This window comes from Streptomyces sp. PA03-1a, from assembly GCF_033792805.1.
GTDB lineage: Bacteria > Actinomycetota > Actinomycetes > Streptomycetales > Streptomycetaceae > Actinacidiphila.
On the sequence record NZ_JARAVO010000215.1, the window covers coordinates 1 to 16,924 of the forward strand.

Sequence of the window (16,924 nt, forward strand, 5' to 3'; positions counted from 1 at the left end):
TCGCTCGTCTCTCTCGCCGCGTGCGACATGTGCCAGCCCACTCCCTCCCCCTGCTATGCCGGGGCGGCCCGCCCGTCGGCGTTGTTCTACGGTAACCCCTGGGACGCCCACGCCCGCCAGCAGGCGCAGTAGCCTGGCGGGGCGGGATATGTAGTGCATGTGGGGGCTCCAGGGGGTTGGTTGCTGGTGGGAACTGAGGAGTTGAGCCCACCGGGCCGCCGACACCCGCGCGAGGAGGGCGGCGCACAGTGTTCGAGCCGGTTTTCCGGGGCGTGGCCGGGCGATGCGCCGCGCGGCAGCGCTGGTTTGAACTTCGAAACCGCCCAAGTTCAGAGTGCGTTACCGGATGGTAGGTAGCGATGAGTCCCGTTCACAACCCCGCGTGGGGGAAAATCTCCTCATCGCCGATCGGAGGGCATGGTGGCGGGCAGATTCACCCCGGCGGGAGGCCGGTACGGGGGCAAGGACGCGGCGCAGCGGCAGGCGGAGCGTCGCGCCCGTTTCCTGGAGGCGGGCCTGGAGATGTTCGGCGGCGAGCCGGGCTACCGGGGGACGCGGCTGGCCGCGCTGTGCAAGGAGGCGGGCCTGTCGAGCCGCCAGTTCTACGAGGAGTTCCAGAGCGTCGAGGACCTGCTCGCCGAACTACACCTGATCGTCAACGACGCCGCCCAAGAAGCCGTCTTCGGCGTCCTGCCCACGATTCAGCACCTCCCGCTGGCCCAGCGGATTACCCGGATGCTCCGCGCCTACGTCAAGTGCGCGGCCTCCGACCGGCGGTACGCCAGGATCGCCTACGTGGAAGTCGTGGGTGTGAGCCCGCGCATCGACCTCCAGCGACTGGAGCGCCGCGCCCGCTGGATCGACCTCTTCCGCGCCATCACCGACGACGCCGTCGCCCGCGGCGAGATCCGCCCCCACGACTACGGCATCGCCGCCGCAGCCTTCATCGGCGCCGTCAACGGGCTTATGCACGACTGGGTCGTCGGCTGGGTCGACACCTCCCTGGAGGGCATCGCCGACGAACTCCTCCAACTCCTTCTGGGCCGCTACCAGATCGCCACCTGAGCGGCAGGCCCGCAACCCGGTAGGGGCGGCGGGTGCGCGGTGCCGTCCGGCGGGGACTCCGCCGGTGTCGGCTCCGGCCTGAGGTGATCGCGCACCCCGACACACCATGCGACCGCGTGGGACCACACCGCGCCTCGGGGCGCGCGGCGGCGCGCTGTGCCCCCGGTCGGATGATCACAGGTATTTCACCGCCTCCGAGGCGGCCACGCGGCTGGAGCGGAGGAAGTAGCCATCAGCCAGCCGAGCCTGCCTGCTCCAGCACGTGGCCTCGGCGCGACGATCAGCAACCTGTGGCGGACGACGCACATCCCGGAACCCATCGAGTCGACGACCGCGGCCTCACGCGAGCCCGGTAAGCGCCTGGTCTGCACCGTCGGTGGGCGACGTCGATGCGAAGTGCGCGGAACTCGGCGCGGCCGCGGCGAACTCGTCAACGGGCCGATGGACCGGCGCCGGGGTACGCATACCGCTGGCTGCCGAGACCTTGACGGCTACCTGTGGGAGATCGCCCAGGTCCAGTGCGCCGACGGACCACGGCTGACCCGTCGCGCGATCCACTACGTCGGTCGGTCCTGGCCAGAACGTGAATGGCGGCCGCGCAAGTGCCGTGAGTCGGCACTGCGGCCATCAGGAGCAGTGATTGAGCTGGGTGATCTTGGCGTTCAGGGCGGTGGCGAACCAGCACCATGCGGCGTAAGGCAAGAGCGCCGTGGCCGCGCCCCGGTCGGTACGGGATGTGGTTCGAATGAGGTGCAGGGTGCTGACGTCCAGCAGCAGGGTGCCGACCAATCCGGCCCGGGGACTGCGGGCGGCAAAAAAGAGCCAACTCCAAGCCGCGCTCGACCCGGCGCTGAAGACCTCGACTGGATCGCCGCCCTGCGGCCCTGCTCCGGGCGAGCCGCCAGGAGAGCCGCTTGTCCTGCGCCTGTTTCTGGCAGTAAGCGTCAGGTTGCCGAGGGTAGGTGTGCTCGAGGCTAGAGTTGGTGAAGCCAGGCGTTGACCAGCAGCACTGCCAGTACCCCGAGTGCCCCGGCCGGCGGTATCGGCCACGACGGACCGCGTTCACCGGAAACGCCCCTGATGCGAGCGCGGTCGGCGATTGTGACAGTACGTAGTGCTCCGAGCGCGACCAGTACAAACGGTATCGCGAGAAGAGCGTGCACGGCCCAACCCCCCAGCAACGGGGGACCACCCCACGAGTGCCCGTGCCCCGGCGCGGTGCCCGACCACAGTGTGGCGGGTTCCGGCGCAGGGTGTGGTGAACGCGCCGACCGTTCGGAGCCGTCCTGTCACGGCTCCGCATCCGGGAGACCGCCCGCCCCCGTCGGCCTCCAGCATGGACGGCCAGGACCCGCAGACGGGGCATGCGGCGTGAAGTGGCAGGTTCGCCCATTCCGGCCGAAGCGCTCACGGGCCAAGTCCTGTGCTCTAGAGTGCAGTTGGATCGCGCGGCCGCCGTCTGCGATGGGCAGCACTCATTGCGGCCAGCGCACGACACCACCGGAGAACAAGGACACCCACCCGGACCACGGACAGGAGATCGAAGATGCGCCCGCTGATTTACACCGCGTTCGTCTCGCTGGACGGCGTCGTCGATTCTCCCGGCGGCGGAACTGCCGCAGAAGCGCACCGCAGTGGCGGCTGGACCTACAAGGACATCGAGTTTCTGCCGGAGGCATACGAACTCAAGGGGCGGGAAACCCAAGAGGCCACCGCGCTGATGTTCGGCCGGGCGAGCTACGAGGCGTTCGCGCCGGTGTGGCCGGGCATGGAGGACTTCGCCGCCCTCAAAGATCTGCCGAAGTACGTCGTCTCCACCACTCTCGGCCAGGACACCCTCGTCGACAACTGGGGCGACATCACCATTCTCCGCTCCCTCGAGGACGTCGCGAAGGTGAAGGAGACCGATGGCGGCCCCATCGTCGTGCACGGCAGTGCCACCCTGGCCCGCAATCTCTCCGACGCCGGCCTCATCGACCGCTATCACCTGCTTGTCTTCCCCGTGCTGCTGGGAGCCGGCAAGCGGATGTTCAGCGACACCGACAAGGACAAGCAGATGTTGAAGGTGCTCGAGTCCGAGACATACGCCAACGGCATCACGAAGATCGTCTATGACGTCGTTCACTGAGGTGTCCGTCAGTGCCCGCGAATCTCGGGGTCGGGTGATTGCCCGGGGTCGTCCAGAACGCGCAAGTTGATCTCGTGATCACGCTTGCGGATCACCGTCGTTCCCGGAGCCATGAGCTGGGATAGAACCACGCGGTGCCTGATGTGCAGAGACAGGCTGCCTGGTTGGGGTGCCCGTGTGGAAGTTCCATACCCACGTGTCCGAACGAGATCGCGGGACGCCGGCGCGCGAGCCGGTGTCCACCACCGGATCACAGCCCCTACTTCACGCCGCCGGCGGTCAGTCCGGCGATGATGCGCCACTGGAAGACGAGTACGGCCATGACAAGGGGGGCCGTGACCAGGACACCGGCCGCTGCCTTCATGCACGACCGCACCGCGATCAGCCGATCGGGATCCCTGTTCCACCAGACAAGCCCGTTGATCGGTAAGCGGATGGCTTCTCAGGAGCTGGGTGGGACCATCAGGCCGGATTCGTAGGCACGCACCACGAGCTGGGCACGATCGCCGCAGTGGAGCTTGGTCATGGCCCGGCTGAGACGGGTCTTCGCGGTCATGGGACTGATCACCATGCGGTCGGCGATCTGGTCGCTGGACAGGCCCTGCGCGACCAGGGCCACGGTCTCGCGTTCGCGGTTGGTCAGCTCCTCCAGCCCCGCCCGGGTGCCGGTGCTGAGCGTCTGGGCGACGTAGCTGTCGATCAGCTTGCGGGTGATCGAGGGTGCGAGCAGGGCGTCACCGCGCGCGGCGACGCGTACGGCGTGGAGGAATTCCTCCGGCACGATGTCCTTGACGTCGAATCTGGCCGCGCCGGCGCGCAACGCGTCGAAGACGTACTCGTCCAAGCCGTAGTTGGTCAGGATGACGACGTGCACCCCAGCCAGCGTCGGGTCCGCGGCGATGCACCTGGTCGCCTCGATGCCGTCGAGTACCGGCATCCGGATGTCGATGAGGGCGATACCGGGGAGGTGTCGCCTGACCAGGGCCAGCCCCACTCATTTCTGCTGCGATCTGGAACAAAAGATCGTACAGAGTGCATGCGCAGGACAGTATCGCGAAGACGTCCTTGGCAACGCCGCACCGTGTCGATCACCGAACTGGCTGGCCTGGGCTTCGTCGACTTCCCCGCCTGAGGCGCTGTGTGTGCGATGGATGGCGTGTGTCCCGGCACGGCAGTCGTTCACCAATAGAACAATTCCCGCAAAGGGTAAATTGTTACCTGCAGGGGCAACGTCAGACGGGGACGTCGCAAGGTCCCGCTCCCGGCATGGGGAGGTGTAGGGCGTGCATCCCGTTCCACTGAGCAAAAGCTTCGTCTTCCTGCTGCTCAGCGTTGTGCTGATCTCGGGCCTGCGATTGGCGCTGGCTGCCGCCGAGGTGCACGTCATGGGTATCGCGGAGTACGCCGTCCTGATCCCGGTCGTGGCCAGTGCCCTGCTGCCGGTACGGCAGACCATGATCGTCGGACTCTTCAACCTGGCCGCCGCCATCGCGCTGTACGGGGTTCTCCTGCGGGACATGGGGCCCGCCAACCAGATCACGATCATCACGGCGCTGGCGGTGGGCCTGGTCATCAGCGTGGCCGTCTGCCGAATCCGTGTCGCGGGGGAGAGACGCTTCAGACGGCTCATGATCGCTCGCGAGCGGCTCGCGCTGCTCAGCGAGGCCAGCAGCCGGGTCGGAAGCACTCTCGACGCGGTGCGTACCGCCGAGGAACTGGCGGAGGTCGCGGTGCACCGCTTCGCGGACCACGCCACGGTGGACCTCTTCGCCAGTGTCCTCCAAGGCGAGGAACCCGTCCTGCGGCCCGGTACGGGCGACATCACCCTGTGCCGCACCGCGGCATCGGGATCGCCCGCGCCCCCGGGAGACCTGGGGCCGGGCGAGACCGTCACCTACCGGGAGCGGGCGGAAGCGACCCTCGGGCTGTTCACGGGCGAGCCCATGATGCTGGAGCTCACCGATACCGCCGGTGGCGCCTCCGTGCCTGCCGATCCCGGCGACGCGGGCACGAACGGGCCGCACTCCGCGCTGGCGATCCCCCTGCGCGCTCGGGGAGCGACCCTCGGCGCGGCGCTGTTCACACGCTCCCCGGGCCGGGCCCCCTTCGACGCCGACGACCTGCTCCTGGCACAGGAGATCGGGGCACGGGCCGCGGTATGCGTGGACAACGCCCGCCGCTACACCGGGGAGCACAACACCTCCCTGGCGCTGCAGCGGAGCCTCCTGCCCCCGGTGGTATCGAGGCAGCCGGCAGTGGAGGCGGCCACGCGCTATTTGCCCGCGGGTCTGTTCGCGGGAGTGGGCGGCGACTGGTATGACGTCATCCCGCTCTCGGGGGCCCGGGTCGCCTTGGTGGTGGGCGATGTGGTCGGCCACGGCGTTCACGCCTCCGCGAGTATGGGGCGGCTGCGTGCCGCCGTACGAACCCTTGCCGACATCGACCTGCCGCCCGACGAACTGCTCACCCACCTCGACGACGTCGTCACCCCGCACCGAGAAGTCGGCGGCGCGGGAGCGGTCGTCGGTGAGATCGTGGCGACCTGCCTCTACATGATTTACGACCCGGTCTCGCGCCGCTGCACGGCCGCCCGGGCCGGCCATCCACCGCCCGCCGTCTTGCGTCCCGGATCGGACGTCGAGTACCTCGACATCCCCGCCGGTCCTCCGCTGGGTGTGGGCGGACTTCCCTTCGAGACGGCCGAACTGGAGCTGCCCACAGGCACCCGGCTCGCCCTGTACACCGACGGCCTCATCGAATCCCCGGAACACAGCCTCGACCAGGGACTCGAACATCTCCAGAAAGCCTTGTCCGAGCCGATTGCCTCGCTGGAGGACCTGTGCGACCACGTCCTGCACACGGTGGCCGCAGAACAGTCCCGAGACGACGTCGCCCTGGTCATCGCCCGTACCCGCGAGCTCGACAGCACCCATGCTGCCGCATGGGACCTCACGGATGATCTCGCCGAGGTGGCCCACGCCCGGGACCTCGCCTCGTCCCGACTGGAGGGCTGGGAGCTGGGAGAGCTGGCATTCACCACGGAACTGATCATCAGCGAGCTGGTCACCAACGCCATCCGCTACGGCTCGGCTCCGGTCCAACTGCGGCTCATCCGCGAGGACACCTTGATCTGCGAGGTGTCCGACGCCTGCAACACCGCCCCCCACCTGCGCCGTGCCCGGATTTTCGACGAGGGCGGACGGGGGCTCTTCATCGTGGCGCAGCTCGCCGAGCGCTGGGGTACCCGGCAACGGCACGACGGCAAGACCATCTGGGCCGAAATTGCACTCCCGGACGGGCTCCACCGGACCCACGGTTGCGTCTAGAGTGCTGTGACCGCATTGGACCAGGTGAACACAGCCATGGTGGCTGTGCCCACCATTCCCACTACCGCCCCCAGCACGGCGGCTGCCCCTGGTCCATGAAGGGGGCCTACCCCAGTGTCTTTTGTCTTGCACGCACCGACCCCGTGAAGGTGCGTGCTGACCACACGATGCGCCCGGACGGACACCGCGGCGTGTTCCTTGTTCCTTGTGCCGAGGCGCCGGTGCGGCGGTACTTGAAAGGCGATCGCGTCGATCACCTGCCGCTGATCCGGCCATCGCCCGCCCGCTTCGGCGCCCGGTCTGGAGGCAACGGCTCGATCCGCATCCACTGCGCGTCAGTCAACGACACATCCGGACCAATGACCGGCTGATCCAAACGAAACTGCCTAGGCGTTTCTGTCGAACTTCATGGGTCGGCCGCCGTGGGAGCCGGTTGTGGCGGTTGGCGATCCGGTCAGCCGGCGACCGCACCGAGCGTCGCGCCGGTGACGGCAAGGGCGGCGATCCTTCGAGTACGGCAGGACGTGCGGGCCGACGGGCCGTATACGAGCGGTGACGGGTTCACGGCCCGCGCCCTGGGGCGCGGGTACGACCGCGGTTTTCGATATGCCCACGATATGCGGCGGCTCGTAGCCTCGAACCATGCGGGTGCTGATCGTCGAGGACGAGCCGTATATGGCGGAGGCCATCCGTGATGGGCTGCGCCTCGCAGCGATCGCGGCGGATATCGCGGGCGACGGCGACACCGCCATGGGGCTGCTGAGCGTCAACGCGTACGACATCGCCGTCCTGGACCGGGACATCCCCGGACCCAGCGGGGACGAGGTCGCCAAGAGCATCGTGGCCTCCGGCAGTGGGATGCCGATCCTGATGCTCACCGCCGCCGATCGGCTCGACGACAAGGCCAGCGGGTTCGGACTCGGCGCCGACGACTATCTGACGAAGCCGTTCGACCTGCAGGAGCTCGTGCTCAGACTCAGGGCGCTCGACCGGCGGCGGGCGCACCACAGGCCGCCGGTACGGGAGATCGCGGGCCTTCGGCTTGATCCGTTCCGTCGCGAGGTCTACCGCGACGGCCTGCATGTCGCGCTGACCAGGAAACAGTTCGCGGTGCTCGAAGTCCTCGCCGCCGCCGAGGGTGGGATCGTCAGCGCCGAGGAGCTGTTGGAACGGGCGTGGGATGAGAACGCCGACCCGTTCACCAATGCCGTACGCATCACGGTCTCGGCGCTGCGCAAGCGGCTCGGCGAGCCCTGGTTGATCACCACGGTGCCCGGTGCCGGGTACCGCATCGACACCCAGCCAGGAGGAGGCGACTGTGGATAGGCAGCCCGGGTTCAGCGTCCGGATCAAGCTCACACTCAGCTATGCGGGCTTCCTCATGGTGGCGGGCACTCTGCTGCTCGCGGCGGTCTGGATGTTCCTCCTGGCGTACGTCCCCGATCGTGCGATGCTCACGAACCAGGACCCCGACTCCCTCAACGGTGTCTTCCCGATCCGATCCCGGCTCCTGCACGAATTCGCTCCCAAGGCGGCATCGGTCATGGCGTTCCTGCTGATCTTCGGCCTCGTCGGAGGCTGGCTGCTCGCCGGCCGGATGCTCGCCCCCCTGACCCGCATCACGGACGCCACCCGCCTGGCCACGAAGGGCTCGCTGTCCCACCGGATCAGGCTGCCGGGACGCAAGGACGAGTTCCGTGAACTTGCCGACGCCTTCGACACGATGCTCGGCCAGCTCGAGGCGCACCTCGACGAGCAGCGGAGATTCGCGGCCAACGCCTCCCACGAACTGCGTACGCCGCTGGCCATCTCCCAGGCGCTCCTCGACGTGGCACGCAACGATCCGACGCAGGATCTCAGCGAGCTACTCGACCGGCTGCACACCGTCAACGCCCGGGCCATCGACCTCACAGAGGCGCTCCTCGTGCTCAGCCGGGCCGAACAGCGGTCCTTCACTCGGAAGCCGGTCGATCTGTCGCTGCTCGTGGACGAGGCCGCCGAGACACTGCTTCCGCTCGCCGAGAAGCGCGGTGTCGCCTTGGAGACCTCCGGTGACATCGCCACGGGCTTCGGTTCGCCGGCGCTGCTGCTGCAGCTGACGACGAACCTCGTGCACAACGCGATCGTCCACAACCTGCCCGAGAAGGGCTCCGTGGAGGTCGCGACCAGCGTGGGCCCCGAGAGCGTGCTGCTCACGGTCGAGAACACCGGCGAGAAGCTCTCCCCGCAGGTGGTCGCGACGCTCACCGAACCGTTCCAGCGCGCCACCGAGCGCACGCACAGCGATCACTCGGGGGTCGGCCTCGGGCTCGCCATCGTCAAGCGGATCACTGAGGTGCACGACGGCACCCTCACCATCACCCCGCGCCAGGACGGCGGGCTCCGCATCGCCGTCGAACTGCCCGCAGCATCGGCACATTTCAGCGACAGGACGTCTGATCAGTGAGTCAAGCAGTGCGAGAAGTCACCGACGCACCCCAGCAGCGCGGCGCGGGCCATGAGGACAACGGTCTGCATCCGCGGATCCGCAGGGCTGTCCGCACCCTCGCCGGTCCGGGCCCATGGAAGCGCGGCATCCTGCTCGCGACGCTTGCGGTGTTCCTTGGCCTGCTCATGGCGCTGCACTCCAAGATCACGGACTTCGGTGGCCTCGGCTCACTGGTGGAGACCTTCCTGCCATGGTGCGGCGTGTTCGTCCCGGTGCTGCTCGCCGCCGCGCTGTGGCGACGGTCCGCCACGGCCGTGGTGGCGCTGCTCCTTCCGGTCGTGGTGTGGGTGAGCCTCTTCGGCGGGGTGCTCACCGACAAGTCCCAGGCGGGCGCCGACCTCACCGTGGTCAGTCACAACGTCGGCGCCGAGAACCCCGACCCGGCCGGGACCGCACGCGCCCTCGCCGCCTCCGGTGCGGAACTGCTGGCGCTCGAGGAACTGACCGGCCAGGCCCGCGACACGTACGAGAAGGAGCTCGCGAAGACGTATCCGCACCACGCGGTCGAGGGCACGGTCGGACTGTGGAGCAAGCTGCCGCTGTCGGACATCCGGGCGGTCGACGTGCTGCGCGGCAATGTCGGACCGCTGGCGCGACAGCGACGGCCCGAGGACGTGCCCGTCGACCCGCCCCGTGCGCTGCGCGCCACGGTGGCCACGGACCAAGGGTCGCTCGCGGTGTACGTGGTGCACCTTGGGTCGGTGCGTGTGATGCCCAGGGGCGGCTTCTGGACGGACTCACGGGACGACGGCGTGGCGAAGCTCACCAAGGCCGTCGCCGCTGAGCGCAGCGAGCGGATGGTGGTGCTCGGCGACATGAACGGCACCTCGGACGACCGCACGTTCGCCGGCCTCACCTCGCAGCTGCGCTCGGCCCAGGAGGAGGCCGGAGACGGCTTCGGCTTCAGCTGGCCGGCGTCGTTCCCGATGGCGCGGATTGACCAGATCCTGGTCAGGGGTGTGGAGCCGAAGAGCTCCTGGGTGCTTCCGGAGACCGGCAGCGATCATCTTCCGGTGGCGGCCGGGATCAGCTGGTGAACTCACCCGCGGGCGCCGCCTGGCTACCACCTGCATTGTTCGTGGCCGTCGGGGGGAAGCTGCTGCCGTTCCCCGTCTGTGGCGTCACGCCTCGGGGGAGGCCCTCGCCCCCGGTCGGCTGACCTGTGGGCCGGCGGCTGCCCGGAGCGTTGATCGGTGTGCGGGCCGGATGTACTGGCCCAACCTGCGGTATGTCGTGACCGGGGCCCGCGGAGCGGCAACCCTGCGCACACTGTGTATATGGGTGTTGTGACCGTCAGTGCGGAGCGTGAGGATCTGCTGGCAGCGGCCGTCGTCAAGGCCGTCCAGGGGACGAACGCGTACGCGGGGAGCGTCTTCCTCCGTTCTGGGGATCGCCGCTCGCTCGTGCTCGCCGCGACCTGCGGGGTGCCTCCCTCCCTGCTGGGCGGCTGGCGTCTGATCCCGGTGAACAGCCCCATCCCGGTTGCCGCGGCCTACCGCTGCGGGCGCACGATCCACCTGGCTGATGCCGACGAGACGGCGCGTAGGTATCCCCAGCTCGCGGTGGCCTTGCCGCACGCCTTCGGCTCCTGCTCGGTGCCGGTCAGGGCAGGCGGGGAGACCTTCGGGGCATTGGCGGTCGTCTGGGCCGCGCTGCCTGGCTGTGAAGGGCTGCCCAAGACGCAGCGTCGCCATCTGCGGACCGTCGCCAACCGGCTCGGTGCTGCCCTGGGCGCCCTCCACTGCCGTACCGGCGATCCCGTCGACTGCGGCCCACAGACGGTTCCTGCCCAGATCCCGGCTCCCTGCGCACCGGCTGTGCGGGTGGGGTTGTTCGACTGGGATCTCCTGACCGGCGCCTTTACCGGGGACGACGAGCTCTGTGCGATCGTCGGTGTGGACCCCTGCACCTTCGACGGACGGGCGGACACCTTCGCTGGCCGGCTCCATCCCGGCGACCTTGCCGCCTTCCGCGCCGCGGCCCGCGCGGCCGCCAGCGAGGGCAGGATCACGGCACGGCGTCTGCGCGTACGAGAGGCCCAGAGCGGCGCGCACAGCGGCGAGAGGTATCGCACGGTCGAGCTATGGGGCCGCATGCCGGAAACCGGCGACGAGCAGGCGGGCACCCACCTGGTTGGCGCGGTTCTCGACGCACAGATCGGCGGTGCGGCTGTCGCTGCGGTCGAGCGACTGCGGGACGGGCTGTTCTCCCTTGGCCCGAACGGCCGGGTCACCTACGCGAACACCAGCCTGGAGCGGCTGCTGGGCGTACGGCGCGAGGCGCTGCTCGGGCGGTGCCTGTGGGACGTGCTGCCGTGGCTGTCCGATCCCGATGTCGAGTACCGGCACCGGTCCGTGGTGATCTCGCAGATGCCAGCCTCTTTCATAGCCTGCCGGCCCCCGGACCAGTGGCTGTCCTTCTCCCTCCACCCGGATGCCGGCGGCGTGACCGGCACAGCCGCGCCGGTGGCACGGCCCGCCTCAGCCGAGCCGGCGCCCGCCACGCCGACCACCAAGGGACCTGGCGGCGGCGCACCGGCGCGTCTGGGCGTGATGTACCACGTCCTGCAGCTCGGGAGCGCGCTGACCGAAGCGGTCACCGCGCGTGAGGTGTGCGACGTCGTCGCCGACCAGCTCCTGCCGGCCTTCGGGGGCCAGCAGCTGGCGATCTACGTGGTCAGTGAGGGAACCATGCACCTGCTCTTCCACACCGGCCACCACGAGGACTTCCTGGACTGGCTGGAAGGCACGCCGCTGCACGCCCACCTACCCGCCACGGAGGTCCTCACCTCCGGCGTTCCTCTGTTCATCGGTTCGCAGCAGGACCTGTCGAGGGACTACCCGGGCATCCCCGTGGGAGAGGTGAGTTCCTGGGGATATCTGCCGCTGATCGCCTCCAACCACCCCGTCGGCACCTGCGTGCTGGGCTTCGACGAGACCCACCCGTTCACCACCAAGGACCGCAGCGTCCTGACCGCGCTCGCCGGCCTGATCGCCCAGGCCCTGGAACGGGCACGGCTGTACGACGCGGAGTTCGCCCTGGCCCGCGGCCTGCAGCAGGCGCTACTGCCGCACCGACTACCGGAACTCCCCGACCTGCACACCACCGTCCGCTACCTGCCCGGCACCAGCGGCATGGACATCGGCGGCGACTGGTACGACGTCATCCCTACCAGCAACGGAGTATCCCTGGTGATCGGGGACGTCGAAGGACACAGCATCGCCGCGGCGGCCACCATGGCCCAACTGCGCAGCGCTGTCCGGGCCTTCACAACGGTAGGTCACACACCAGGCGACATCTTGGCGGGCACCAACCGCACACTCATCGACCTCGACCCGGGGCAGCTCGCCAGCTGCTGCTACATCCGCCTCGAGCACGGCCACCGCCTGCAGGCCGCCCGCGCCGGCCACCCCCCGCCCCTGCTGCGCCGCCCCGACGGAACGACCGACGTGCTGGACCTGGAGGGCGGTCCCCTCCTCGGGGTGGACCACACCAGCGTCTACCCGCAAACCGTCATCGACTTCCCACCGGGCTCCATCCTCGCCCTCTACACCGACGGCCTGGTCGAGGAACGCGGCACTGATATCGATGTGGGGATCGACCGGCTGCGGACATGCCTGGCCCACGCCCCTGCGGCCTCCCTGGACGAACTTGCCGACCGGCTGCTCCATCACGCCACGCGTTCCCCCTATCGCGCCGACGACATCGCCCTACTCCTCACCGAATACAGCCCCAAGCTTGCTTGACAGTCGAATCAAGGTCATCTGTGTTGGTGAGGCCACCGCGAGTAGCTTGCGATGGCGACGTCTGGGCGATACCGGTGGCGCTGGCCATCGACGTCACGCCATGCTGCTTTCCACATTGTGCTTGTACCGGCGGTGGAGTCGCCGGCATCTGGCGAGTCATGCCATGGCCGGTTCGATCATGACGTGAGTGTGGCGAAGACGCCTGGGATCAACGCCGCGTTGGGGTGGCTCAAAGGTACGGTCAGAACCGGCTTGTCGACGCCCTTCTGGTAGATGCAGATCATGCCGTTCCTCAGCTGCGGAGCGTTGATCGACTCCCAGGGCAGGGAGAGTCGCGGCTTGGCACACGCGATGCCGTTCGGGCTGACCTTCACGCTGCCGCCGATGGTGATGGTCTGACCACGGCGAACCTGGGCGACCAGTTCGGTGAGCAACCGGGGCTCCAGGTACTGCCTGGCCAGGTTCATCAGGAACGTCCACTCCTCGGGCTGGTCGGCTTGGCGGCCCGCCCTGGAGAAGTGCACGGCGACCTTCGGCCCGCCGTGGTACGGGTACCGCCCCACCTGGAAGTCCCACTTGTTCTCGTAGAACGTGGGGAACATGAAGCGTTTCTCGGCGATCTGGGTCGCCGAATAGCTGATCCACTCCACCTGGTCGAGCGCGATCGATTTCTTGCCGTAGGTGATCACCTGGGGGTCGGCGTGGAGGCTTGTCCAGCCGATTTTGGTGTCGAGGACCGGCGTCCGGCCGGGCTGCGCCACCCCTGCGGAGGGCGTCGGGCCCTGCGGCGGTGTCGGCGCGTCGTACGGGTTCCGCGGGCCAGGGGCCACCGCGTCGGGTTGTGGGGCCGGCGCCCGTCGCGGTGGTGGCGCGGGCCTGTCTTGCCGCGGGTCGGGCGGCCGGGTGGTCGCACCGGCGGCCTGCGGTGCCGGGCGAGTCGGGGCGCCGGGCGCGTCGGCGCTGCTGACGTATGCGGTCAGCCATGTCGGTGTGTGGGCGCGCGGGTAGGCGGCCAGGTCGTCGCGGTAGTTCTCGGGGGCCAGTAGATCGTCGTCGGGGATGGGCTGGTCGCCGTAGTCGTAGTCCGTGGCGACCTGGGCGTTCGTTCCGGCGCTGTGGCTGACGGTGAGCAGCAGGCGCCACCACGGCCCGGCCGGCATTCGCGCGGCGAGGTGCCGCTGCCGGCGGACCAGCAGGGCTATCTGCTCGGGTACCCGCGCTTCGGTGCTGTGTTTCCCGGACCAAAATCGCAGCTGGGCGACCTCGCTGGAGACCGTGAAGGAGAAGACCGCCGCAAGGCGGTCCCACCCTGGTGGGCCGAGCTCGGCCAACTGCTGTGCTATCGGCCCGATCAGCCCGGATGCCCTGGACGCGACGGCCTCCTCGGCGGGGGCGTCTATGGTGAAGGAGCTGATGCCCGCGGAGCCTTCCGAGGCGGAGTCCAGCCGCAGGGCTTCGTCCCTGAGGTCGGTCATGAACCGTTCCTCGGCGGGCCTGCGGCGAACGTACGCCTCTTCGGCGGTGAACATCTCCTCCGCCTGCTGTGGGGGGATCGAGCTCGATATCTCCTTGACCCGTCCGACGTCGCTCACCAGGAACACCGAGCGGCCCACCGGCATGTTCAGGAAGGCCATCGGGTCGCTCTCGTCGACGTCGACCGGCGCGTACACGCTCCAGCCCGCTTCGAAGCGATCCGCTGCCAGTCCCTGAGTGGGGTAGTCCAGGTGGCGTGCCCGGATCCGCTCAACGGCCAGCGAGATCGCCTGCGCTGCGGGCATCCGCCCGCCCTCGGGTGCCGGGACGTGGTCGAGAGGGTGCCCGGCATGGCCGCTGGGGTGTGTGCCGGCCGAGGTCCGGCCCCGGTAATGCTGCGTGAGGTCGAACCACAGGCACACCTCCTCGGCGGTCTCGGCATCGACGTCGGCCGTGATCACCGACCAAGAGCCGCCGGCGTCCCGCCCGTAGAGCGTGACCGCATCGCCGTCGCCCCGGCCCGCTATCACGTAGTCCGTTTCATGAAGATCGCCGAGCTCGGCGGCCTCGGCGAGCGTCGCCGCCGAGCTGCTCACCCGCTCGCCGTACGGTTCGCCGTTCACGTCGATGGCGGTCGACACGTAACCCTCCTCGAGGGGAGGGTCGTAGGCGAAGGGGTCGCCGACGTGAGGGTCGCGGTCCCAGGCCGGCTCCGGCCGGCACAGGGCATCGTGCTGGCGGCGTATCTCCACGACGACGGCGGCGGGGGCATCGGCGACGAGGACCGACCAGGTGCCGGTGGCGTCTTTCCCATAGAGGGTGATGTCGTCCTGGCCATGGCGAACCGACACGTAGTTCGTCCGATAATCGTCGCCGAATTCGGCGGCTTCACCGAGAGCGGGCGCCTTGGAGACGGTACGTTCCGCGAGCCGCTCGCCACCGGCGTCGGTGGCAGCCATCACGTGGCCGGTCATCAGTCCTGCTCCTGTCGCTACCGAGGATGGGGGTGCAGGTCACCCGCCACACTAGTGGCTGACGATGTCACCTTGCCGTAGTGGGGGAGCGCCAGTTGCGTCGGCGTAAAACCGTTCCCCACGGGACGAGTTGGCCGTAACGCCGTACCAGGGCGCAGCCGGCGAATGCAGGCGCCTGGTCACCGCGAGAGACTGAAAATGTGGGCATTTGGGTGTACGTCGCGTTCCACGACACGGGCATCTCTGCGGGGCAAGCTGAAACTGATGTAAGCGAGGCGGCACGGGACCTGCTGGCCGCAGTGGACCGCCTACACCGCTTCTATGATTCGGTCACTTGCTGGCAGGTCATGAAAGAGTCGGCAAGCGCGCTCGCCGAACGCATGCTCGCTGAGGCCCCCGCCGCCATGCAGCGTGAGCAAACGTGGACGGCCAGCGTTGGCGACATTGAGGTATGGCTCTATCCCAGGGTGGACCGATCGGCCAAGCACGCACCGCGTCCCCGTATGGCGTTCAGTAGGACCGCGCCGTAACCGTCGGTGGGACGACGCGGATCCGAGCGGGTGCCGTCACCCTTTCTTCCATGCCGCCGCGTCCCGGCTCGCGGGACGGACACCTGACTAGACTTGTAGCAGCAAGCGCTTTCGAGGTGATGCGCCTGCGCTGCGGGCGCCTTGGCGACTGGGCGGCATCATCGAGGCCGCGCCACCGGGGACGCGCTTCTCCGGCGTGGGGGTGTGGTTGCTGGTGGGTGGCCAAGCCGGTGCGAGGTGGTGACACGTTCCCCCTCTGGCGCGGCAGCCGCTGGGGAAGAGATGAAAGAGGCTGGTGTGCGGGCGTGACTGCCTCAAGGGGTCAGCTCGTTCACTCCGGGGCGGGTTCTGCGATGGCCTGGTCCTCGTCCGTGGGCGGAGGTGGCGGGGCCCGGAATATGCGGTCCTCGAGCACGTCGAGGACGAGCATGAGCACCATCATCAGGACCGGGATCAGCAGGGCTGTCAAGACCACGGTTGCCTCCCGAGGGAGAAGCGAACTGTGCGGCCAGAACGCCACAAAGCACCCATGCGGTGACAGTGGCCACCGCGCCAGTCAGTTACAGGAAATGCCGGTCCCAGTCGATGCCCGGCTCGTCCCCGATGCCGAACCGTTCGGCCGCCGTGTTGCCGGCGAGAACACCCAGCGTTCCAAGAGCGGTGGGCCGCCTCAGCGGGATCCGCCGTTTCCACGGCGGGACCGATCTCACCATCAGGCCCAGGGCGAGGCCCAGGAGCACGGCCCACAGCCAGTCCATGACCAGCCAGAACGCCGAAAGCCAGTGAACAACCGCCATAGCTGTCTCCTTGCGTCGACAACCTGACCGGCCCAGTGTTACGCCGAACGGGAGTACGACGCATACCCAAGCGGCCCGCAACGGCGGCAGCCGGGGCCGTCCCGCTGCGTGGAATCAACGCAGCGCCACCGGTCGCACCGATGGGCCATTCAGGTGGCCGTGTCCGCGCCGCTCCCGCCGGAAGTCATGCTGCAGGTGGGGACCGGGATTCACCGCCTGGATGGCGGCAGGGTGCGGTGGCCGGGGGTCGTGGACCGGGCCGCCGGGGTCGGCGCCTCGCATCCTGTCCACGTCGCTGTCGCAGCCGATTACCTCAGTGTCGAACACGCAGAAATCTGTGTTGGCTGGAGTAGACATTGGACGGTGGTGTGGTTATGGTTTCTCTCGTAGCCCAGAG

The 16,924-nt window shown here is 68.7% G+C and carries 13 protein-coding genes; 8 read left to right on the forward strand and 5 right to left on the reverse strand.

Features of this window, described 5'->3' with window-relative positions:
• Positions 1-417: 417 nt before the first annotated feature.
• Positions 418-1,065 carry a TetR/AcrR family transcriptional regulator gene (locus PV341_RS35095; protein WP_500359943.1) on the forward strand — a complete coding sequence of 216 codons (648 nt, stop codon included), beginning with the start codon at positions 418-420 and terminating at the stop codon, positions 1,063-1,065.
• Between the two features lie 627 nt (positions 1,066-1,692).
• On the opposite strand, the gene PV341_RS35100 is transcribed toward PV341_RS35095, so the two are convergent.
• Positions 1,693-2,115 (reverse strand): TspO/MBR family protein, encoded by a 423-nt coding sequence (locus tag PV341_RS35100; protein WP_500359945.1) that lies wholly within the window; start codon positions 2,113-2,115, stop codon positions 1,693-1,695.
• A 496-nt stretch (positions 2,116-2,611) separates the two neighbouring features.
• Between PV341_RS35100 and PV341_RS35105 the strand changes: the two genes are divergently transcribed.
• On the forward strand, positions 2,612-3,193 hold the full coding sequence (locus tag PV341_RS35105) for a dihydrofolate reductase family protein (protein WP_500331651.1): 582 nt from the start codon (positions 2,612-2,614) through the stop codon (positions 3,191-3,193).
• 442 nt (positions 3,194-3,635) lie between these two features.
• Here the strand turns inward: PV341_RS35105 and PV341_RS35110 are convergent, their stop codons facing one another.
• Positions 3,636-4,187: a LuxR C-terminal-related transcriptional regulator gene (locus PV341_RS35110; protein ID WP_500359946.1), complete on the reverse strand. Its 552-nt coding sequence runs from the start codon at positions 4,185-4,187 to the stop codon at positions 3,636-3,638.
• Between the two features lie 289 nt (positions 4,188-4,476).
• Between PV341_RS35110 and PV341_RS35115 the strand changes: the two genes are divergently transcribed.
• The 6 genes from PV341_RS35115 (at position 4,477) to PV341_RS35140 (ending at position 12,753) form a co-directional block, all read left to right on the forward strand.
• Positions 4,477-6,519, forward strand: a complete 2,043-nt coding sequence (locus PV341_RS35115) for an ATP-binding SpoIIE family protein phosphatase (protein ID WP_500359947.1) — start codon at positions 4,477-4,479, stop codon at positions 6,517-6,519.
• Positions 6,520-6,614: 95 nt separating this feature from the next.
• On the forward strand, positions 6,615-6,890 hold the full coding sequence (locus PV341_RS35120; RefSeq protein ID WP_500359948.1) for a hypothetical protein: 276 nt from the start codon (positions 6,615-6,617) through the stop codon (positions 6,888-6,890).
• A gap of 271 nt (positions 6,891-7,161) precedes the next feature.
• A complete protein-coding gene (locus PV341_RS35125) occupies positions 7,162-7,845 on the forward strand; it encodes a response regulator transcription factor (RefSeq protein ID WP_500331645.1) in 684 nt (227 codons plus the stop codon).
• Positions 7,838-8,965 carry a sensor histidine kinase gene (locus tag PV341_RS35130; protein ID WP_499516475.1) on the forward strand — a complete coding sequence of 376 codons (1,128 nt, stop codon included), beginning with the start codon at positions 7,838-7,840 and terminating at the stop codon, positions 8,963-8,965. The genes PV341_RS35125 and PV341_RS35130 overlap by 8 nt, the downstream gene beginning before the upstream one ends.
• An 8-nt stretch (positions 8,966-8,973) precedes the next feature.
• Positions 8,974-10,044: an endonuclease/exonuclease/phosphatase family protein gene (locus PV341_RS35135; protein WP_500359949.1), complete on the forward strand. Its 1,071-nt coding sequence runs from the start codon at positions 8,974-8,976 to the stop codon at positions 10,042-10,044.
• Positions 10,045-10,284: 240 nt separating this feature from the next.
• Positions 10,285-12,753, forward strand: a complete 2,469-nt coding sequence (locus PV341_RS35140; protein ID WP_500331640.1) for a SpoIIE family protein phosphatase — start codon at positions 10,285-10,287, stop codon at positions 12,751-12,753.
• 176 nt (positions 12,754-12,929) lie between these two features.
• On the opposite strand, the gene PV341_RS35145 is transcribed toward PV341_RS35140, so the two are convergent.
• From PV341_RS35145 to PV341_RS35155, 3 genes are all read right to left on the reverse strand, one after another.
• Entirely contained in the window at positions 12,930-15,200 is a 2,271-nt protein-coding gene (locus tag PV341_RS35145) for a hypothetical protein (RefSeq protein ID WP_500359950.1), read from the reverse strand.
• Positions 15,201-16,061: 861 nt separating this feature from the next.
• The gene (locus PV341_RS35150; RefSeq protein ID WP_500359951.1) at positions 16,062-16,205 is read right to left on the reverse strand and encodes a hypothetical protein; all 144 of its coding nucleotides are present in this window, start codon (positions 16,203-16,205) and stop codon (positions 16,062-16,064) included.
• 85 nt (positions 16,206-16,290) lie between these two features.
• Entirely contained in the window at positions 16,291-16,527 is a 237-nt protein-coding gene (locus PV341_RS35155) for a GlsB/YeaQ/YmgE family stress response membrane protein (protein ID WP_500331634.1), read from the reverse strand.
• Positions 16,528-16,924: the final 397 nt, after the last annotated feature.

Excerpts from the sequence above, each read along its gene's own strand:
- PV341_RS35095 (WP_500359943.1), top strand. The coding sequence starts at position 418 with ATGGTGGCGGGCAGATTCACCCCGGCGGGAGGCCGGTACGGGGGCAAG.
- PV341_RS35145 (WP_500359950.1), bottom strand. The coding sequence starts at position 15,200 with ATGACCGGCCACGTGATGGCTGCCACCGACGCCGGTGGCGAGCGGCTC.
- PV341_RS35125 (WP_500331645.1), top strand. The coding sequence starts at position 7,162 with ATGCGGGTGCTGATCGTCGAGGACGAGCCGTATATGGCGGAGGCCATC.
- PV341_RS35105 (WP_500331651.1), top strand. The coding sequence starts at position 2,612 with ATGCGCCCGCTGATTTACACCGCGTTCGTCTCGCTGGACGGCGTCGTC.
- PV341_RS35140 (WP_500331640.1), top strand. The coding sequence starts at position 10,285 with ATGGGTGTTGTGACCGTCAGTGCGGAGCGTGAGGATCTGCTGGCAGCG.
- PV341_RS35120 (WP_500359948.1), top strand. The coding sequence starts at position 6,615 with ATGAAGGGGGCCTACCCCAGTGTCTTTTGTCTTGCACGCACCGACCCC.
- PV341_RS35155 (WP_500331634.1), bottom strand. The coding sequence starts at position 16,527 with ATGGCGGTTGTTCACTGGCTTTCGGCGTTCTGGCTGGTCATGGACTGG.